This is a genomic window from Syntrophus aciditrophicus SB (assembly GCF_000013405.1).
Lineage (GTDB): Bacteria > Desulfobacterota > Syntrophia > Syntrophales > Syntrophaceae > Syntrophus > Syntrophus aciditrophicus.
This window is the reverse complement of sequence record NC_007759.1, coordinates 187306-203412: the sequence shown is the minus strand read 5'-3', so window position 1 is coordinate 203412 and position 16107 is coordinate 187306. Positions and strand designations below refer to the sequence as shown.

Below are 16107 nucleotides of genomic sequence, written 5' to 3'. Positions count from 1 at the left end.
ATTTCAGAGGAAAGCCGGATTCCTGTCGTGGGACTTCGGCCCTGGCCCTTGACAGACTGACAGATGCGGGATTCGCCTGCTTTTTTTCGGCATAGCCTATTTCTTTCTTGCTTTATAGCCCTCCTCTGCGGCGGCGAAGAGCCTTTCCTCTTCTTCCGTAAGCAGGATCAGTTTTGGAACGGCACTGGCCTTTCCCTGTTCATCCACGGCCACCATCACGAAATTTGCCGTCATCGCGGGGACTCTATGTTCCTGGCCGTCATGGCCCTTTTCCAGGCTGATATGTTCCATCTCCAGGTCGACCCGGATGACCATGGAGGAGCGGCTGGCAAACACGAGTCTGGCTTTCACGAAAACCACGCTGCCGACGCGAACCGGACTCTGAAAGACAATGTCCTCCACCCGGGCGGTAACGACATTGGAATGCGCATGCCGGGCGGCCACCACCCCGGCCGCATTATCCATCATCTTCATCAATTCCCCGCCATGCACGAATCCAGCCGGGTTAGCCTGCTCCGGCAGCATCAACTGCGCCATCTCCACAGAGGAATGTCCCACGGTTCGGCCTTCGAATTCAGTCTCCTTTTCTATCCCATGCAGCAGTTCCTGAAAATTCTTCTCGTGCTTTTCCTCGACATCGACAATCCGTCGGAAGAATTCAGCAATCTCTGTAAACCCCTCCTGCTCGGCCGTTTCCGCAGCCTGCGGGTAGAATTTAAGAACCTGATCGTGTTCATTGCTGACGGCCTGCCGGACATTTTCCAGCGAATTCCCTGCACCTCCGAGAAATTCATATTCATGGCGGGCATGCTCCAGTTCATTGGCTGCGGTAGCCTCAAAAATCTCCGCAACCTGCTGAAGACCCGCCTGCCGCGCCATTCCGGCAAAGTAGCGATATTCGAAACTCTGACGCAATTCCGCATTCAATGCTTTCCGTAAAACGTCTTCGGTCCTGCTTCCCTTCAACTCCATTTTTACCTCCTGTGAGAAGATTTAAGATATGACCCGGTTAACCTCGACGGCATGGAAACAGCGATGTTACGGTGTCTGTCATTCTCCTCCCCGTATGGGCATCCGGAGTCAATCAGGCTGAGAATTCAAGGGCACGGGATGGATTCCATATCAGCTGGCATGACATGACGATTGTTCTTTCTGGGTGGTTTTGACTTTCTCTATTTTTTACCTTTTTTTCAATGATAAAAAAAGTGGAAACTATGGGGTATTCAAAAACACTGTCCATAAGCCGGCGAGGCTTGTGGAAAAAAGGAAAGCCGGGGAGGAAGGACTTAGAAAACCGCTTCAGGCGATTGGGTTCCGAGATAATTATGGCACGCAAGAACCCTCCTCAAGAGAGGTTGACTCCGAAGAGGGTTTTGTGCCTGTATTTTGTCCGTTGTGGAATGATCGGGGCTATTGTTTGCGGCCCTTTAATGACTAATGGTAGTCCCACGGGGAGTTGAACCCCGGCTTCCGGCGTGAGAGGCCAGCGTCCTAACCACTAGACGATGGGACCACTTGAAGGGGAGTTATTTATTCAACTGAGACGAAAAAGTCAAGGCAAAAGATTTCAGGATGCCATTCCACTTCTGATATACGCTACCGTGCGCTGAATGCGCGCAATCACCCGCTCCTTTCCCAGGGTCAGCATGATGTCGTCCAGACCGGGACTGACGGTTTTTCCGGTCAGAGCGATGCGGAGCGGCTGGGCAATCGTCTTGAGTTTGATGGCTCTCGCCTCGACCAGGCTGCGGAGAAAGATTTCAATTCCTTCTTTGGAGTAATCCCCAAGAGTCGCCAGTGCTTCCGCGATGGCTTCGAGATGACCGGCGATTTCCGGAGTGAGAAATTTTTTTGCGGCATCAGCATCAATGGCCGGCTCATCGTTGAAATAAAAGGTGCTTGACTCCGCCATGTCGACCAGCGTCTTGGCCCTGGCCCGGAGATCCCGAACGATGCTCCGGCCATAGTCAGGATCAGGAGCTTCAATGCCCAGTTGCTTCCAGAAAGGCTGCAGAACCTCCAGCAGTCTGTCTTCCGGATAGGTTTTGATGTAATGCTGATTCAACCAGAGCAGCTTCTCCGGATTGAAGACGGCTGCGGATTTGCCTATACTTTCCAGTCCAAACAGGGCGATGAGTTCGTCCAGGGAAAAGATTTCCTGATCCCCGTGCGACCAGCCCAGGCGGACCAGATAGTTCACCAGGGCCTCCGGAAGGTATCCCATGTCCTTATAAGCCATTACGGAGGTTGCTCCATGACGCTTGCTGAGGCGGGCCTTGTCGGCGCCCAGGATCATAGGCACATGGCCGAAGTGCGGAATATCGTACCCCAGGGCCTGGTAGAGAAGGATCTGCCGGGGAGTGTTGTTGACATGGTCGTCGCCCCGGATCACATGGGATATTCCCATCTGGGCGTCATCGACGACCACGGCGAAATTGTAAGTCGGATAGCCGTCGCTGCGCTGAATGATCAGATCGTCAAGTTCTTCGTTGTTAAAGGAGATTTTCCCCTTGATCAGGTCATCGACGACCGTGATTCCTGTTTGCGGGCAACGGAACCGCACCACCGTTCCGGGGGAGGGAGGGAGTTTCTTCTCACGGCAGGTTCCGTCGTATTTGGGCTTGCGGCCTTCCGCCAGGGCTCTTTTCCGTTTTTCTTCCAGCTCATCCGGGGTGCAGGTGCAGTAATAGGCCTTATCCTCATCAACCAGCTTCCGAATCATGGCCCGGTGGATATCGACGCGTTCCGCCTGGAAAACGGGGCCTTCATCCCAGTTCAATCCCAGCCAGGTCATGGCATCCAGGATCGCCCGCGTTGATTCTTCCGTGGAACGGAGCTGATCCGTGTCTTCAATTCTTAAAACGAACTTTCCCTGATGATGCCGGGCATAGAGCCAGCTGAACAGGGCCGTGCGGGCGCCGCCGATGTGAAGATAACCGGTCGGCGAAGGGGCAAAACGGGTGCGAATCTCTTTTAATTTCTGCATTATAACCTTTCCTGACAGACTTTAATCGTGCCCCTTTATAGGTCCAGCTTTTCTGGTTTGTCAAGACGGTTTTCAAGCAAATTGTGCTTGACAACAGCATGTATTTATAATTTAATTCACGCCTTTATATAAGAGATTCACTGGGTTACAGATAGGGTCTCCGATTAAAAGCCTTATGATTTAATAAGTTAGGGTGTATTTTGAAAATCAATGTCCTGATGGTGCCGGAGGCAGGTGTCGACCTCCACTTTGATCTTCAGGGGGACTGGTTTCGGGATTATCTCTCCGGGGAAGACTCCCTGAGTCTCCTGCAGACGGTTGTCTCCTGCCATGTTTACCGCACGGGGGAAACGGTTTTTATCGCAGGAAAGATCGATTCCGTTGTGGAGACCGTGTGCTGCCGCTGTCTTGAGACCGTTCGACTGCCTGTGCGCTTCGATTTCCGCTATACCTTGATGCCGGTCAGGGAAAATATAAAGGATAAAGTGGAACTGCGCACGGAAGATCTGGATTTCGGCTTCTATCAGGGGGAAGTCGTCGATCTTTCTCCTCTGGTCTATGAACAGATCATGCTTCAGATTCCCATGAGGGTGCTGTGCAGCGAAGCCTGCAGGGGACTGTGTCCTCAATGCGGTGCGAATCTGAACACGGGAGACTGCGGCTGCCCGAAGGAGCGGGGAGATGAACGGTTCGCCGTTTTGAAAAATCTCAAGATCCGCAAGGAATCACCCTCATAAAGACTGACTCAGAAGAAACAATTGGGAAAAATTCTTACGGAGCCGGCCTGTGGAAAATCTTGAAAAAGCAGAGAAATTGAGCAATAGTTATAATTTTATGGAAATATAAAAGAAAGAGGAATCATCATGCCAAATCCAGTAAAAAGACATTCCAGAACGAGAAGAAATATGAGAAGGGCGCACGATTTTCTCACTCCTGTCCAGGCTTCAGCCTGTCCCCAGTGCGGTAAATTCAAGCTGCCTCACCGGGTCTGCCCCTACTGCGGGACCTACAAAGGCCGGACCGTGATCAAAGTGGAAAATCTTGCCTGAATCGTTTTTTCTGGAAAAAACGGGCTTGTGATAGAAACCGGTTCGGCTTTACAGGACGCTTTTTTCCTTCGAGGTTCCAACCGATATGTAACCATATCTTAACCGGTTGACGTAAAGAAGGATGTCTTGTAATACCACCGCGCATAGAAGCATGGAATTGTCGGCAACATCGCTGGGAGGAAGAACAGGTGACGCTGGAAGAAAAAATCATAGAAATCATTGTCGACCAACTGGAAGTCACAGCCGAGGAATGTGTACCGGAGGCATCCTTCATCAATGATCTCGGAGCGGATTCTCTTGATCTGGCGGAACTGCTGCTGGAAATGGAAGACACCTTCGATGTGGAGATTTCCACCGAAGATCTCAAGAAAATCCGCAAGATTCAGGATGTGATTGATTATCTGAAAGTTCGTAATGTGACTTGGGATTAGGATCGCTCAGGAAACCGGAAATTCGCTCTTTCAGGTGTTTGAAGTGTGATTTGCCGATGCTCAAACTGCAGGAAATATTTTGAGAGTGAGACAACCATTGAGAAGGAGAGTTGTCATAACCGGGATGGGAGCGGTGACGCCCCTTGGAAACTCCGTCATGGATACGTGGTCAGCCCTCTGTGCGGGCCGCTCGGGTATCGGACCGATCACGAAATTTGATGCAGCGGATTTTGAAACGCGCATTGCCGGAGAGCTCAAGAATTTTGACCCTCTCGTGTATGTCAGTAAAAAAGAAGTGCGCCGACTCGATCCTTTCATTATCTATTGCCTGGCATCGGCGGAAATGGCTGTGGCCGATTCCGGACTGGTCCTTGACGAGCCCCGGGCGACCCGAACGGGCGTGGTGATCGGTTCGGCAATCGGCGGTCTGACAACTCTCGAAAAAGAAAAAGAAATCCTTTCACGCAACGGTCCCCGCAGGGTTTCGCCTTTTACTATTCCTTCCGTGCTGCCCAATCTGGGGGCAGGTCAAGTATCCATTCGCTTCGGGGCCAGAGGACCCGTCAACTGTCCCGTGACGGCCTGCGCTTCAGGGACAACCGCCGTGGGAGAGGCTTTCCGGCTCATTGCTTTCGACTATGCCGACGTGGTTTTTGCCGGCGGCGCCGATGCCGCGATCAGCCCCATGGCTGTTGCCGGTTTCAATGCCATGCATGCCATTTCACAGCGAAACGACGAGCCGCAGAAGGCCAGTCGCCCTTTCGATCTTTGCCGTGACGGGTTTGTCCTCAGCGAGGGGTGCGGTATCCTGATCCTTGAAGAGCTGGACTCCGCCAGAAAGCGGGGGGCACGCATCTACGCGGAAGTTCTTGGGTATGGAGCGACGAGCGACGCCTTTCATCTGGCCGTCCCTCCTCCCGGACATGAAGGGGCTGCCCGATGCATGCATGCGGCTCTCCGTGATGCCGGCATGACTCCCTCCGACGTCGACTATATCAACGCCCATGGCACCTCCACGCCACTGAACGACCAATATGAAACGGAGGCGATCAAGTCCGTTTTCGGAGAACACAGCAGCCGACTTGCCGTCAGCTCGACGAAATCCATGACCGGTCACCTCCTCGGTGCAACGGGGGGTGTCGAAGCGATTTTTACGGCAAAGGCGCTCGAGACCGGAATTCTGCCTCCCACCATTAATCTCGATCAGCCCGACCCCGCCTGTGATCTCGATTATGTCCCTCATTCGGCGCGGCGGCGCGACATTCAGATCGCCATGTCCAACACCTTCGGTTTCGGCGGCGTCAACGCCTCGATTCTTTTAAAAAAATTCTTCGAGTAGGCATCATGGAACAAAAGATCATTATCGGTGCAGACCACGCCGGATTTCAACTGAAGGAAACCGTCAAATCCTTTCTTGAGGAAAAGGGCTGGGTTGTGTCGGATATCGGGACGGACAGCGAAGAAGCCGTCGATTATCCTGATTTCGGGGAAAAGGTTGCCGGGGCGGTCTCGGCCGGTGTCTTCTCACGGGGCATCCTTGTATGCGGCTCAGGAGTGGGTATGGCCATCGTCGCCAACAAGTTCGACGGAATCCGCGCAGCCGTCTGCCTGGACACAGAGACGGCGCGTTTGAGCCGTCTGCATAACGATACCAACATCCTCATACTTGCCGGCAGACGGACTCTTCCGGAAACAGCCCGGCAGATTGTCGACGTCTGGCTGGAAACTCCCTTTGAAGGAGGACGCCACCGGGGACGCCTGGATAAAATTCGGGCTCTGGAAAATGAGAAGGGCAAAGCCTGACAGCAAGAGGATGAAACGAGATCAACACATTCTCCTTCCGGGAGGAAGTAAGCCTTGCGAAAAATCATCCCGGAAAGAAAAATGAAATTATACGAAAGAGGATACAGCACTCATGTCAGCTTTAATGAAAACCGATCCTGAAATAGCCGAGGCCATCCGTCTTGAAACCCGGAGGCAGGCGGGAAAACTGGAACTCATCGCGTCGGAAAACTTTGTCAGCGAGGCTGTTCTCGAAGCCCAGGGATGCATCATGACCAACAAGTACGCGGAAGGATATCCCGGAAAACGATACTATGGCGGCTGTGAATATGTCGACATCGCGGAAAATCTGGCGATCGAACGGTGCAAGGCGCTGTTCGGCGCGGATTACGTCAACGTCCAGCCTCACTCGGGCACCCAGGCCAACATGGCGGTTTATTTTTCCGCCCTTTCCGTGGGGGATACCATCCTGGGGATGAATCTCGCTCATGGCGGGCACTTGTCTCACGGCAGTCCGGCCAACTTCTCCGGCAAGTTCTACAATGTGGTCCCTTACGGCGTAGACCGGGAAACGGAAACGATCGATTACAACCAAGTGGAAGACCTCGCCCTGCAGCACAAACCCAGGATGATCGTCGTCGGCGCCAGCGCCTATCCCCGGACCATCGATTTCGAGAAGTTCCGGGCCATTGCGGATAAAGTCGGCGCTCTCGTCATGGCCGACATCGCACACATCGCCGGTCTGGTGGCGACGGGTCTGCACCCCTCTCCTGTCCCCGTCTGCGAATACGTCACCTCGACGACCCATAAAACCCTCCGTGGCCCCCGCGGGGGCTTGGTCATGTGCCAGGCGTCCTACCAGAAAACGCTCAGCAGCCGGGTCTTTCCCGGTGTTCAGGGCGGTCCACTGATGCATATCATCGCCGCCAAAGCGGTGGCCTTCAAGGAAGCCCTTACGGATGAATTCAAGGATTACCAGAGCCAGATCGTGAAGAACGCCCAGGCGCTGGCCAAAGAGCTGATCGGCCGGGGATATCGCCTCGTTTCCGGGGGGACGGACAACCATCTTCTTCTTATGGATTTGACCGACAAGGGTCTGACAGGAAAGGAAGCGCAGGAATCGCTGGATTCGGCGGGAATAACTGTCAACAAGAACGGCATCCCCTTCGACACCCGGGGTCCCATGGTGACCAGCGGAATCCGGATCGGCACGCCCGCCCTGACCAGCCGGGGAATGAAGGAAGAAGAAATGCGGACGATAGCCCGCCTGATTGCCGAGGTTCTCGAACATCGGGACAACGAAAAACATCTGATGGCTGTCAAAGAGGAGGTCGGCCGGCTCTGTCAAAATTTCCCCCTTTATGCCGAGCGGATCGCGAGCGCATGACGGAACGGAATTCAAGGCCGGAATGGGACGTATACTTTCTGGATATAGCCGCCCTGGTTGCCAGGCGTTCCACCTGCCTGAGAAGAAATGTCGGCGCCGTGCTGGTAAGAGAGCGGAGGATTTTATCGACAGGGTACAACGGCGCTCCGTCCGGTTTGCGCCATTGTCTGGATATCGGCTGTCTTCGGGATCAGCTCCAAGTCCCTTCAGGGGAGCGGCATGAACTTTGTCGGGGGCTGCATGCCGAACAGAACGCCATCATTCAGGCGGCCCTTCACGGCGTCGGGATTGCCGGCGCAACGCTTTACTGCACCAATCAACCCTGTGTGATCTGCGCAAAGATGATCATCAATGCCGGGATTGATTCTGTTGTCGTCCGCGATGGTTACTGCGACGAACTTGCCTGCGAAATTCTAGGTGAAGCGGGCATCAGGGTGACGACTCTATGAAGTGTCCTTTCTGTGGCGGCGTGGAAAATAAAGTCATGGATTCCCGGGTCAGCCGCGACGGCAATGCCATCCGGCGAAGGCGAGAGTGCCTGGCCTGTGGACGGCGCTTTACAACATACGAGTATATTGAAGAAATGCTGCCGACTGTGGTCAAGAAGGATGGCCGGAGAGAACCCTTTGACCGCAACAAAATCCGGATGGGCATCAGGAAGGCCTGTGAGAAGCGTCCCATCAGCACGGAAACGATCGAGTCACTGGTTACGGAAGTGGAACGTTTCTGTCAGGATTATTCAGGAGAAGAAATTCGCTCTTCCATGATCGGCGAAAAGATCATGAAGCTCCTCAAAGAACTGGATGGCGTGGCCTATGTCCGGTTTGCCTCTGTTTACCGGCAGTTTCGCGACGTCAATGATTTTCTTGAAGAGCTAAAAGAATTCAAGCAGTTACATGATTTAAAAAAAGAGAAAGAACCATAGGAGTCCAGGAAATGTTCACCGGCCTTGTGCAGGGTATAGGAACGGTACTCCGTCTGTCCCGACGGGGAGAAGACGCCCTGCTCGAAATTGAAACGGACATGAATCTTGAAGATGTCCGCATCGGGGACAGCATCGCCGTAAACGGCGCCTGCCTGACCGCGACGAGCTATTCCCGCCGGAGCTTTACCGCGGATGTTTCCGCGGAGACGCTTTCCCGGACGGATCTTGGTTTTCTTCAACCGGGGCAGCGGGTCAATCTGGAAAAATCCCTGCGCCTGACGGATTTTATGGGAGGGCATATTGTTCTCGGTCATGTCGACGGCCTGGGAAAGATTGTAGAGAGATCCGTCAAATCCGGCTCCATCATTTTCAGAATTGAGGTGGAACCAGAGCTAAGCCGCTATATAGTCTCCAAGGGGTCTGTTGCCGTCGACGGCGTCAGCCTGACTGTGAATCGCTGTGAAGAAAACGTGTTTTATGTTAATATGATTTCCCATACTGCCGAAAGAACAACCCTGGGATTTAAAAAAAAGGGCGACTGGGTCAATATCGAAACCGATATCCTGGGCAAATACGTGGATCGACTGTTAAATCCCGAGCAGAAAAAGGAAAGCGGCGTAAGCATGGAGTTATTGATGAAACAAGGGTTTATGAAGTAACCCCCGGGAAGTGCCGAAAAAAATGGCGCTGTCCCTGTATAGGAGAAGAGTTATGGGTTTGTGTACGATTGAAGAGGCCATTGAAGATATTCGAAATGGCAAAATGATTATCCTGGTCGACGATGAGGACCGGGAAAATGAGGGAGACCTCTGCATGGCGGCACAGTTTGTTTCGCCGGATGCCATCAATTTCATGGCGAAATACGGAAGAGGACTGATCTGCCTGACGCTGAACGAAGAACAGGCGGAGAAGCTGAACCTGCCGATGATGGTGCAGGACAACCAATCCCGTTTCGGGACGGCCTTCACCGTTTCCATTGAAGCCCGATGTGGAGTAACCACAGGAATCTCCGCGGCGGATCGGGCAACGACCATCCAGGCGGCGGTTTCGGATGACGTCAAGCCGGAGGATCTGGTCAGCCCCGGACATGTTTTCCCCATTGTGGCCAAGAAGGGCGGCGTCCTGGTCAGAACGGGTCAGACCGAAGGGTCCGTCGATCTGGCAAGGCTTTCGGGTTTGAAGCCTGCCGGAGTGATCTGTGAAATCATGAAGGATGACGGGACGATGGCGCGGATGCCCGATCTGGAGATCTTCGCTGAGCAGCACGGTTTGAAGATCGCGACCATTGCCGATCTTATTGAATTCCGGATGAAGCACGAATCCCTGATCCGCCGGGCGGCGACGGCGACCATTCCGACCCGCTACGGAGGGGATTTCAAACTGATCGTCTATGAAAACGATGTGGACAAACTTCAGCACCTGGCCCTCGTCAAGGGAGACATCTCACCGGAAGATGAAGTCCTGGTGAGGGTCCACTCCGAATGCATGACGGGGGATGTCTTCGGCTCCGAACGCTGCGACTGCGGCGACCAGCTCCATACCGCCATGGAGATGATCGAGAAGGAAGGGAAAGGCGTCATCGTTTACATGCATCAGGAAGGCCGCGGCATCGGTCTGATCAACAAAATCCGGGCCTATGAACTGCAGGAACATGGGCAGGATACGGTTGAGGCAAACATCGCCCTGGGATTCAAACCGGACTTGAGAGATTACGGCATCGGCGCCCAGATTCTTGTGGATCTTGGAATCCGGAAGATGCGCCTGATGACCAACAATCCCAAAAAAATCGTCGGTCTGGAGGGATACGGGATCACGGTTACGGAACGGGTGCCGATTGAAATCCCCCCTACGGAGAAAAATATCCGTTACCTGACCACGAAAAAGAAGAAAATGGGACACATTCTGGAAATATAGAGTCCGGGCAAGAACAGCCGGATGAAGAATTCCGATTCCGGAATAAAGATGACGACAGGTCGGCCGGACAGAAGCGATTCTGCCTTACGTTGCCTGCATCGAGAAGTCGATAACGGAGCCGGCGTGAAGCGCGCTTCGATATGGAACCGGAATAAAACTCCCTGGAGGGGTCTGAAGAATCGAGAAATAAAGTGAGGGTGATATGCCGACAGTGACAGAGGGGCGTTTAATCGCAAAAGGAATGAAATTTGGCATTGCCGTCAGCCGTTTCAATGATTTTATCTGCAGCCGGCTTCTGGACGGCGCTCTGGATGCTCTGACGCGCTCTGGAGCGGAGGGGAAGGATATTCAGGTTTACCGGGTGCCCGGGGCCTTTGAACTGCCGCTGGTGGCTAAAAAGCTTGCTGTAAGCCAGCGCTTTGAAGCCGTCATCTGCCTCGGGGCGGTCATCCGGGGTGCGACTCCGCATTTTGAATATGTCAGCGCCGAGGTTTCCAAGGGAATCGCCAATGCCAGTCTGGATACGGGGGTTCCCATCGCCTTCGGCGTTCTGACGACGGACACCATTGAGCAGGCCATTGAACGGGCGGGTACCAAAGCCGGCAATAAAGGGTGGGACGCCGCGATGACAGCCATTGAAATGGTTGATCTGCTCAGACAGATATGATTTGGATGTTGAACAGGGAAATTATCGCTGAGATTCCGCCCTCCGGATGTACACGGAACACAGGTGTCTCGTGTCTGTCATAAGTTAGAGGATTTCATGCGTCAGAGAAGAATAGCGAGAGAAATTGCCCTGCAGGTTCTTTACAGTCTGGAAGTTGTGGAAATGGAGGCCGGGGAGGCTATTGAACTGTACTGGGCTCATTACGAGGCGCCGATGGACGCGAGACCATTTTCGTCCCTTCTGATAGAAGGGGCATGGAAACATCGGGATCAGATCGATTCTCTGATCGGCGGCTGTTCCGCAAACTGGTCCATCGCCCGGATGTCCAAAGTCGATAAGAGCATCCTGCGCATGGCGGTTTTTGAACTCTGTTTCTGTGAGGACATCCCACCCAAGGTGACGATGAATGAAGCCATTGACCTGGGCAAGGTGTATGGCTCAGAAAATTCCGGTTCATTTATCAATGGAATCCTTGATGCCCTGTATGCAAAAATCCATAAAAAAAATGACGAGCAGGAAATCGCCCCTCCGCCGGAAAGATCGGAATAGCGAAGCATCGGCGGCGGTTATGTTCTGCCGTTGCCGGCCATCAATCGTCCTTCTTCACGTTACTTTAACCGACTGAAACGCTCCTCATTCCCTCCCTTCACCAATTTTTCCCGTGGAAAGGAATACTCCTTTCACTGAAAAGAAATATTCCCAGCAGGCATTTGTCTTACCCTCAACTGAACCAAATTAAGTAAAGACAAAGAAACAGACGGTTTCCGTGTTGAATGCATTATCTTATTATGTTAAAGAACTTGCCGACTTTAATACGGGAGTGCCCTATGAACAGAAAATATGTGCCTCAGGAAATTGAAGAGAAGTGGCAGCGATACTGGGAAGAAAAAAATACTTTCAAGGTGACGGAAGATCCTTCAAAGAAAAAATACTATCTTCTGGAAATGTTTCCTTATCCCTCCGGCAAGATTCATATCGGCCACGTGAGAAACTATACAATCGGCGATGTCGTTGCCCGCTACAAGCGAATGGAAGGGTACAACGTCCTGCACCCCATGGGTTGGGACTCCTTCGGCATGCCGGCGGAAAATGCGGCCATTGAACGGGGCATCCACCCTTCTCTCTGGACGAATGAAAATATCACTCACATGAGAAAGCAGCTCAAGCGAATGGGCTTCAGCTACGACTGGGACCGCGAGGTCTCGACCTGCGAACCGGTATACTACCGCTGGGAACAGCTTTTCTTCCTCTGGATGTACGAAAAAGGGCTAGCCTACAAAAAGACTTCCAGCGTGAACTGGTGTCCCAGGTGTCAGACCGTTCTGGCCAACGAGCAGGTGGAAGCCGGACTATGCTGGCGATGCGGTTCCGAAGTGGTGGAAAAAATCCTCGATCAGTGGTTTTTCCGCATCACCGCCTACATCGATGAACTCCTGGCGGGGTGCGACCGGTTGACGGGATGGCCGGAGCGGGTGCTGACCATGCAGCGGAACTGGATCGGCAAGAGTTACGGCTGTGAGGTCTCGTTCCCCATGGCGGACGGCAACGGCGACATCAAGGTGTTTACCACCCGTCAGGATACCCTGTTCGGTGCAACCTTCATGCTGATTGCCGCCGAACATCCCCTGGTCATGGAACTGATCAAGGGGAAACCTGTTGAAAAGGATGCCAGGACCTTCGCCGAAGAAGTCAAGAAACAGGACAAGCTCATGCGGACATCGGATTATTATGAAAAGCAGGGGCTGTTCCTCGACTGTTACTGCCTCAATCCACTGACCGGCTGGGAGATGCCGATCTTTGCGACCAATTTTGTTCTCGCGGATTACGGCACCGGCTGCGTGATGGCCGTTCCGACTCATGACCAGCGGGACTTCGAATTTGCCGAAAAATTCGGTCTCCGCAAGGTGGTGGTCATTTCGCCGCCGGACAAGACCCTTGATCCGGAAACCATGACGGAGGCCTATGTGGAGGAAGGCATCCTGGTCAATTCCGGACCCTTTAATGGAATGGAAAATCTCAAAGCCCTGGACGCGATCGCCGATCATCTGATCGCCCTGGGACGGGGCAAACGAACGATACAATACCGGCTGCGGGACTGGGGCATCTCCCGGCAGCGTTACTGGGGAGCGCCGATCCCCATGATCATGTGTCCTAAATGCGGTACGGTGCCGGTTCCGGAGGCCGAGCTTCCCGTTGTGCTGCCTCGGGATGTCGATTTTTCGGGAGAAGGCGGATCACCCCTCGCGAAACACCCCGAATTTCTGAACACGACCTGCCCTTCTTGCGGCGGCCCCGCGAAGCGGGAAAGCGATACGATGGACACCTTTGTGGAATCCTCCTGGTATTTCGAACGTTACTGCTGCCCCCATTTCGCAGAAAAGCCCGGCCTGAACAGACAGCAGGTGGATTACTGGATGCCCGTGGATCAGTACATCGGCGGGATCGAACATGCCATCCTTCACCTCCTCTACGCCCGCTTTTACACCAGGATGCTCCGGGACTTCGGTCTGGTGGGGGTCGATGAACCCTTTACGAATCTGTTGACTCAGGGCATGGTCTGCAAAGAAACGACCCGCTGCCCCGATCACGGCTATCTCTACCCGGAAGAAGTCCGTGAAGGTCGATGCATCCACTGCCTGGCCGAAGTGATCGTCGGCAAGACGGAGAAAATGTCCAAATCCCTAAAGAATGTGGTCGACCCCGATTATCTGGTCCGGCAGTACGGAGCGGATACAGCCCGGATGTTCTGTCTTTTCGCCGCGCCGCCGGAGAAAGACCTGGAGTGGAGCGATCAGGGGGTGGAGGGATCGTTCCGTTTTATCGGCCGGACCTGGCGCATTGTCGTGGATTATCTGGATGATCTTCAGGGAATTGCCCCCTTTGCGGGCGACGGGGAACTGGAAGGCGAACTGAAGAGCCTGCGGCGCAAGACCCACCAGACAATCAGGAAGGTCCGGGATGATATGGGCGAGCGTTTCCATTTCAATACGGCCATCAGCGCCATCATGGAACTGGTCAACACCCTGTACGGTCTGCCCCGACCGCCCCGGGAAGACCGGACGGCCCTGGCCGTGATCCGGGAGACGATCGAAGCGATTATCCTGCTGCTGGCGCCGATTGTACCCCATCTCACCGAGGAACTCTGGCAGATGCTGGGACATCAAGGAACCTGCCTGGCTGACACACCTCTGCCGGTTTATGATCCCACCGTCGCCGCTGAAGACGAAATGACCATCGTCATTCAGGTGAACGGCAAAGTGCGGAGCCGGGTCATCGTGGCAGCAGATGAAGCTGAAGATAAAATCAAGGCGCTGGCGATGGGTGATGAGAAGGTATCCCGGTTCCTTGAGGGAAAATCCGTGATCAAGCAGGTCTACGTACCGAAAAAGCTGGTGAATATTGTCGTGAAGGGTTGAGGAAATATTACGGAGAATGGCCGAACGGAATCGGGTTTCAGGATCCCGCTGACCATTGACGGGAAGAGAAGAAGAAATGAAAAATTTGGATTATGATAAGAGTGACCGTCGGCTGGGTTGGACTCTGCTCGGTCTGATTTTGCTCTGGGTTGTTTCAGGGTGTGGTTATCATTTTGTCGGTGGTGAGGATAACATCGATCCCCGCATTCAGAAGGTCTTTGTCGATACCTTTGCCAACAGAACCAGCCAGGCCGGCCTGGAAAGCCTTTTCCGCAACGCCTTCATCGATCAGGTACTACGAAGCAGCCGTTTTCAGCTTGCCGGCCGCCGCGAAGAAGCTGATGCCATTATCCGGGGAAGCATTCAACGCCTTAACACCACCCATCTTTCCTATCAGACGACGGATCTCGCCGCGGAAGAAAGGGTGACCGTTGTTATGGAAGTCACGCTTGAGGAGCGGGTATCGAAAAAGATTCTCTGGCAGAATCAAAACTTCAGCTATTATGGGGATTATCCCGTGGCGAGCGGAAGTCTGACGGCTACGGAAACCGAACGGCAAAGCGCCATTGCGAAGCTTGCCGGTGATGCTGCGGAAAGAGCGTACAGCCTGATGCTCTCCGGCTTCTGACAGGTGTGGCTTTAATACGCCCTTCATCGAAACAGAGCCTGAAGAAGGGCGTTCCTGAGGAGTATCTCTCAACTTACTCCGCGACTTGGGCGTTAACCTTGCGCGTCAGCCTTGAAATATGTCGGGAAGCGGTCTTCTGATGATACACCCCTTTGGCTCCAGCCTTGGCGATCACCGGGATAGCCTGCTGCAGGGCGCTCTGCGCTCCCTCCTTGTCTTTTGCCTCAATGGCCGTAAGCACCGATTTAATGTATGTCTTAACTTTTGATCTTATTGAGACATTCCTGATCCGGCGTTTTTCAATCTGCCTGCTTCTCTTTTCCGCGGACTTATGCGTAGCCAAGAATTTTCCTCCTTTGTAAGGTTAAAATAAGTGAACTTTTTCTCCTATATGAAACCCATTCCGATGTCAAGATGAAATGCCATTAAAGTACCGGGGATTTTTCTATCTTTGAAGGATTGCCAGACTGATGGGACATGATTAAATTAAGGTCGACTCGAGGTCGTGGCCAGGGATTGCGAAAAAATGGAAAGGATTTGAGATTAATTTGAGTTTGTATTAAAATTACAACCGAGTAAAGCTCGGAATTGCCCAGGAAGAATGTAAACGGGCATGACCGGCACACAAAACAGGAGGAACTTAAAAAAACCATAGAGTGCCAGAAAATACAGATAAGAAAGGGCTCTTGCGATTGCAGGTCACCATCCGGCAAAAGGAAAAAACAGAATCGGTTGCCGGGCCTAGTGATAAACCGTCTATCATCAAAGCGTGCTTTTGTCCGTATTCAGTCAACCTAACTCTCCTTACCTGATGTCTAACTGATTGATGAGAAAAAAAATCAGGCGCCGTTGAACGTTCGTTTCTTCAGCAGACTGAGCAAGGGCTTTATTATCAGGAAAATTGAGGCGATGTCGAGGGTAA

General features: G+C 53.1%; 17 protein-coding genes and 1 tRNA gene. 14 read left to right on the top strand and 4 right to left on the bottom strand.

Translation table 11 applies throughout. The annotated features are described in order from the left end of the window. Nucleotides 1–96: 96 nt before the first annotated feature. The 3 genes from SYN_RS15610 to gltX all read right to left on the bottom strand — a co-directional run bounded on the left by SYN_RS15610 (nt 97) and on the right by gltX (nt 2986). The gene (locus SYN_RS15610) at nt 97–972 is read right to left on the bottom strand and encodes a ferritin family protein (protein WP_011416108.1); all 876 of its coding nucleotides are present in this window, start codon (nt 970–972) and stop codon (nt 97–99) included. Between the two features lie 466 nt (nt 973–1438). Next, nucleotides 1439–1513: transfer RNA gene (locus tag SYN_RS00930), tRNA-Glu, on the bottom strand. A 54-nt stretch (nt 1514–1567) separates the two neighbouring features. Next, nucleotides 1568–2986: a glutamate--tRNA ligase gene (gltX, locus tag SYN_RS00925; protein ID WP_011416106.1), complete on the bottom strand. Its 1419-nt coding sequence runs from the start codon at nt 2984–2986 to the stop codon at nt 1568–1570. 200 nt (nt 2987–3186) lie between these two features. On the opposite strand from gltX, the gene SYN_RS14900 reads away from it, so the two are divergent. From SYN_RS14900 to SYN_RS00855, 14 genes are all read left to right on the top strand, one after another. Next, entirely contained in the window at nt 3187–3723 is a 537-nt protein-coding gene (locus tag SYN_RS14900; RefSeq protein ID WP_011416105.1) for a DUF177 domain-containing protein, read from the top strand. Nucleotides 3724–3849: 126 nt separating this feature from the next. Beyond that, entirely contained in the window at nt 3850–4035 is a 186-nt protein-coding gene (gene rpmF, locus SYN_RS00915) for a 50S ribosomal protein L32 (RefSeq protein ID WP_011416104.1), read from the top strand. Nucleotides 4036–4223: 188 nt separating this feature from the next. Next, nucleotides 4224–4466, top strand: coding sequence for an acyl carrier protein (gene acpP, locus SYN_RS00910; RefSeq protein ID WP_011416103.1), 243 nt, complete (start codon nt 4224–4226; stop codon nt 4464–4466). Between the two features lie 97 nt (nt 4467–4563). Beyond that, a complete protein-coding gene (gene fabF / locus SYN_RS00905; protein ID WP_041584567.1) occupies nt 4564–5805 on the top strand; it encodes a beta-ketoacyl-ACP synthase II in 1242 nt (413 codons plus the stop codon). Nucleotides 5806–5810: 5 nt separating this feature from the next. Beyond that, the gene (gene rpiB, locus SYN_RS00900) at nt 5811–6269 is read left to right on the top strand and encodes a ribose 5-phosphate isomerase B (protein WP_011416101.1); all 459 of its coding nucleotides are present in this window, start codon (nt 5811–5813) and stop codon (nt 6267–6269) included. A gap of 112 nt (nt 6270–6381) precedes the next feature. Further along, entirely contained in the window at nt 6382–7635 is a 1254-nt protein-coding gene (glyA, locus tag SYN_RS00895) for a serine hydroxymethyltransferase (RefSeq protein ID WP_011416100.1), read from the top strand. Beyond that, nucleotides 7632–8084, top strand: coding sequence for a deoxycytidylate deaminase (locus SYN_RS00890; protein ID WP_011416099.1), 453 nt, complete (start codon nt 7632–7634; stop codon nt 8082–8084). Before glyA ends, SYN_RS00890 begins: the two co-directional genes overlap by 4 nt. Continuing rightward, a complete protein-coding gene (gene nrdR, locus SYN_RS00885) occupies nt 8081–8560 on the top strand; it encodes a transcriptional regulator NrdR (protein WP_011416098.1) in 480 nt (159 codons plus the stop codon). The genes SYN_RS00890 and nrdR overlap by 4 nt, the downstream gene beginning before the upstream one ends. A gap of 11 nt (nt 8561–8571) precedes the next feature. Continuing rightward, nucleotides 8572–9219, top strand: a complete 648-nt coding sequence (locus SYN_RS00880) for a riboflavin synthase (protein ID WP_011416097.1) — start codon at nt 8572–8574, stop codon at nt 9217–9219. Nucleotides 9220–9271: 52 nt separating this feature from the next. After that, nucleotides 9272–10474 (top strand): bifunctional 3,4-dihydroxy-2-butanone-4-phosphate synthase/GTP cyclohydrolase II, encoded by a 1203-nt coding sequence (locus SYN_RS00875; protein ID WP_041584566.1) that lies wholly within the window; start codon nt 9272–9274, stop codon nt 10472–10474. Nucleotides 10475–10676: 202 nt separating this feature from the next. Next, the gene (gene ribE / locus SYN_RS00870) at nt 10677–11141 is read left to right on the top strand and encodes a 6,7-dimethyl-8-ribityllumazine synthase (protein WP_011416095.1); all 465 of its coding nucleotides are present in this window, start codon (nt 10677–10679) and stop codon (nt 11139–11141) included. 96 nt (nt 11142–11237) lie between these two features. Then, nucleotides 11238–11690, top strand: a complete 453-nt coding sequence (nusB, locus tag SYN_RS00865) for a transcription antitermination factor NusB (RefSeq protein ID WP_041584565.1) — start codon at nt 11238–11240, stop codon at nt 11688–11690. A gap of 278 nt (nt 11691–11968) precedes the next feature. Beyond that, a complete protein-coding gene (leuS, locus tag SYN_RS00860) occupies nt 11969–14557 on the top strand; it encodes a leucine--tRNA ligase (RefSeq protein WP_011416093.1) in 2589 nt (862 codons plus the stop codon). Nucleotides 14558–14633: 76 nt separating this feature from the next. Beyond that, nucleotides 14634–15185, top strand: a complete 552-nt coding sequence (locus SYN_RS00855) for an LptE family protein (protein WP_148202440.1) — start codon at nt 14634–14636, stop codon at nt 15183–15185. Between the two features lie 73 nt (nt 15186–15258). Here the strand turns inward: SYN_RS00855 and rpsT are convergent, their stop codons facing one another. Further along, nucleotides 15259–15528 (bottom strand): 30S ribosomal protein S20, encoded by a 270-nt coding sequence (gene rpsT, locus SYN_RS00850; RefSeq protein WP_011416091.1) that lies wholly within the window; start codon nt 15526–15528, stop codon nt 15259–15261. Nucleotides 15529–16107 lie beyond the last annotated feature (579 nt).

What these genes read in the sequence shown, in the direction of transcription:
- SYN_RS15610 (WP_011416108.1), bottom strand. Translation starts at nt 972, where the DNA reads ATGGAGTTGAAGGGAAGCAGGACCGAAGACGTTTTACGGAAAGCATTG.
- gltX (WP_011416106.1), bottom strand. Translation starts at nt 2,986, where the DNA reads ATGCAGAAATTAAAAGAGATTCGCACCCGTTTTGCCCCTTCGCCGACC.
- rpmF (WP_011416104.1), top strand. Translation starts at nt 3,850, where the DNA reads ATGCCAAATCCAGTAAAAAGACATTCCAGAACGAGAAGAAATATGAGA.
- rpiB (WP_011416101.1), top strand. Translation starts at nt 5,811, where the DNA reads ATGGAACAAAAGATCATTATCGGTGCAGACCACGCCGGATTTCAACTG.
- glyA (WP_011416100.1), top strand. Translation starts at nt 6,382, where the DNA reads ATGTCAGCTTTAATGAAAACCGATCCTGAAATAGCCGAGGCCATCCGT.
- SYN_RS00890 (WP_011416099.1), top strand. Translation starts at nt 7,632, where the DNA reads ATGACGGAACGGAATTCAAGGCCGGAATGGGACGTATACTTTCTGGAT.
- nrdR (WP_011416098.1), top strand. Translation starts at nt 8,081, where the DNA reads ATGAAGTGTCCTTTCTGTGGCGGCGTGGAAAATAAAGTCATGGATTCC.
- SYN_RS00880 (WP_011416097.1), top strand. Translation starts at nt 8,572, where the DNA reads ATGTTCACCGGCCTTGTGCAGGGTATAGGAACGGTACTCCGTCTGTCC.
- SYN_RS00875 (WP_041584566.1), top strand. Translation starts at nt 9,272, where the DNA reads ATGGGTTTGTGTACGATTGAAGAGGCCATTGAAGATATTCGAAATGGC.
- ribE (WP_011416095.1), top strand. Translation starts at nt 10,677, where the DNA reads ATGCCGACAGTGACAGAGGGGCGTTTAATCGCAAAAGGAATGAAATTT.
- nusB (WP_041584565.1), top strand. Translation starts at nt 11,238, where the DNA reads ATGCGTCAGAGAAGAATAGCGAGAGAAATTGCCCTGCAGGTTCTTTAC.
- leuS (WP_011416093.1), top strand. Translation starts at nt 11,969, where the DNA reads ATGAACAGAAAATATGTGCCTCAGGAAATTGAAGAGAAGTGGCAGCGA.
- SYN_RS00855 (WP_148202440.1), top strand. Translation starts at nt 14,634, where the DNA reads ATGAAAAATTTGGATTATGATAAGAGTGACCGTCGGCTGGGTTGGACT.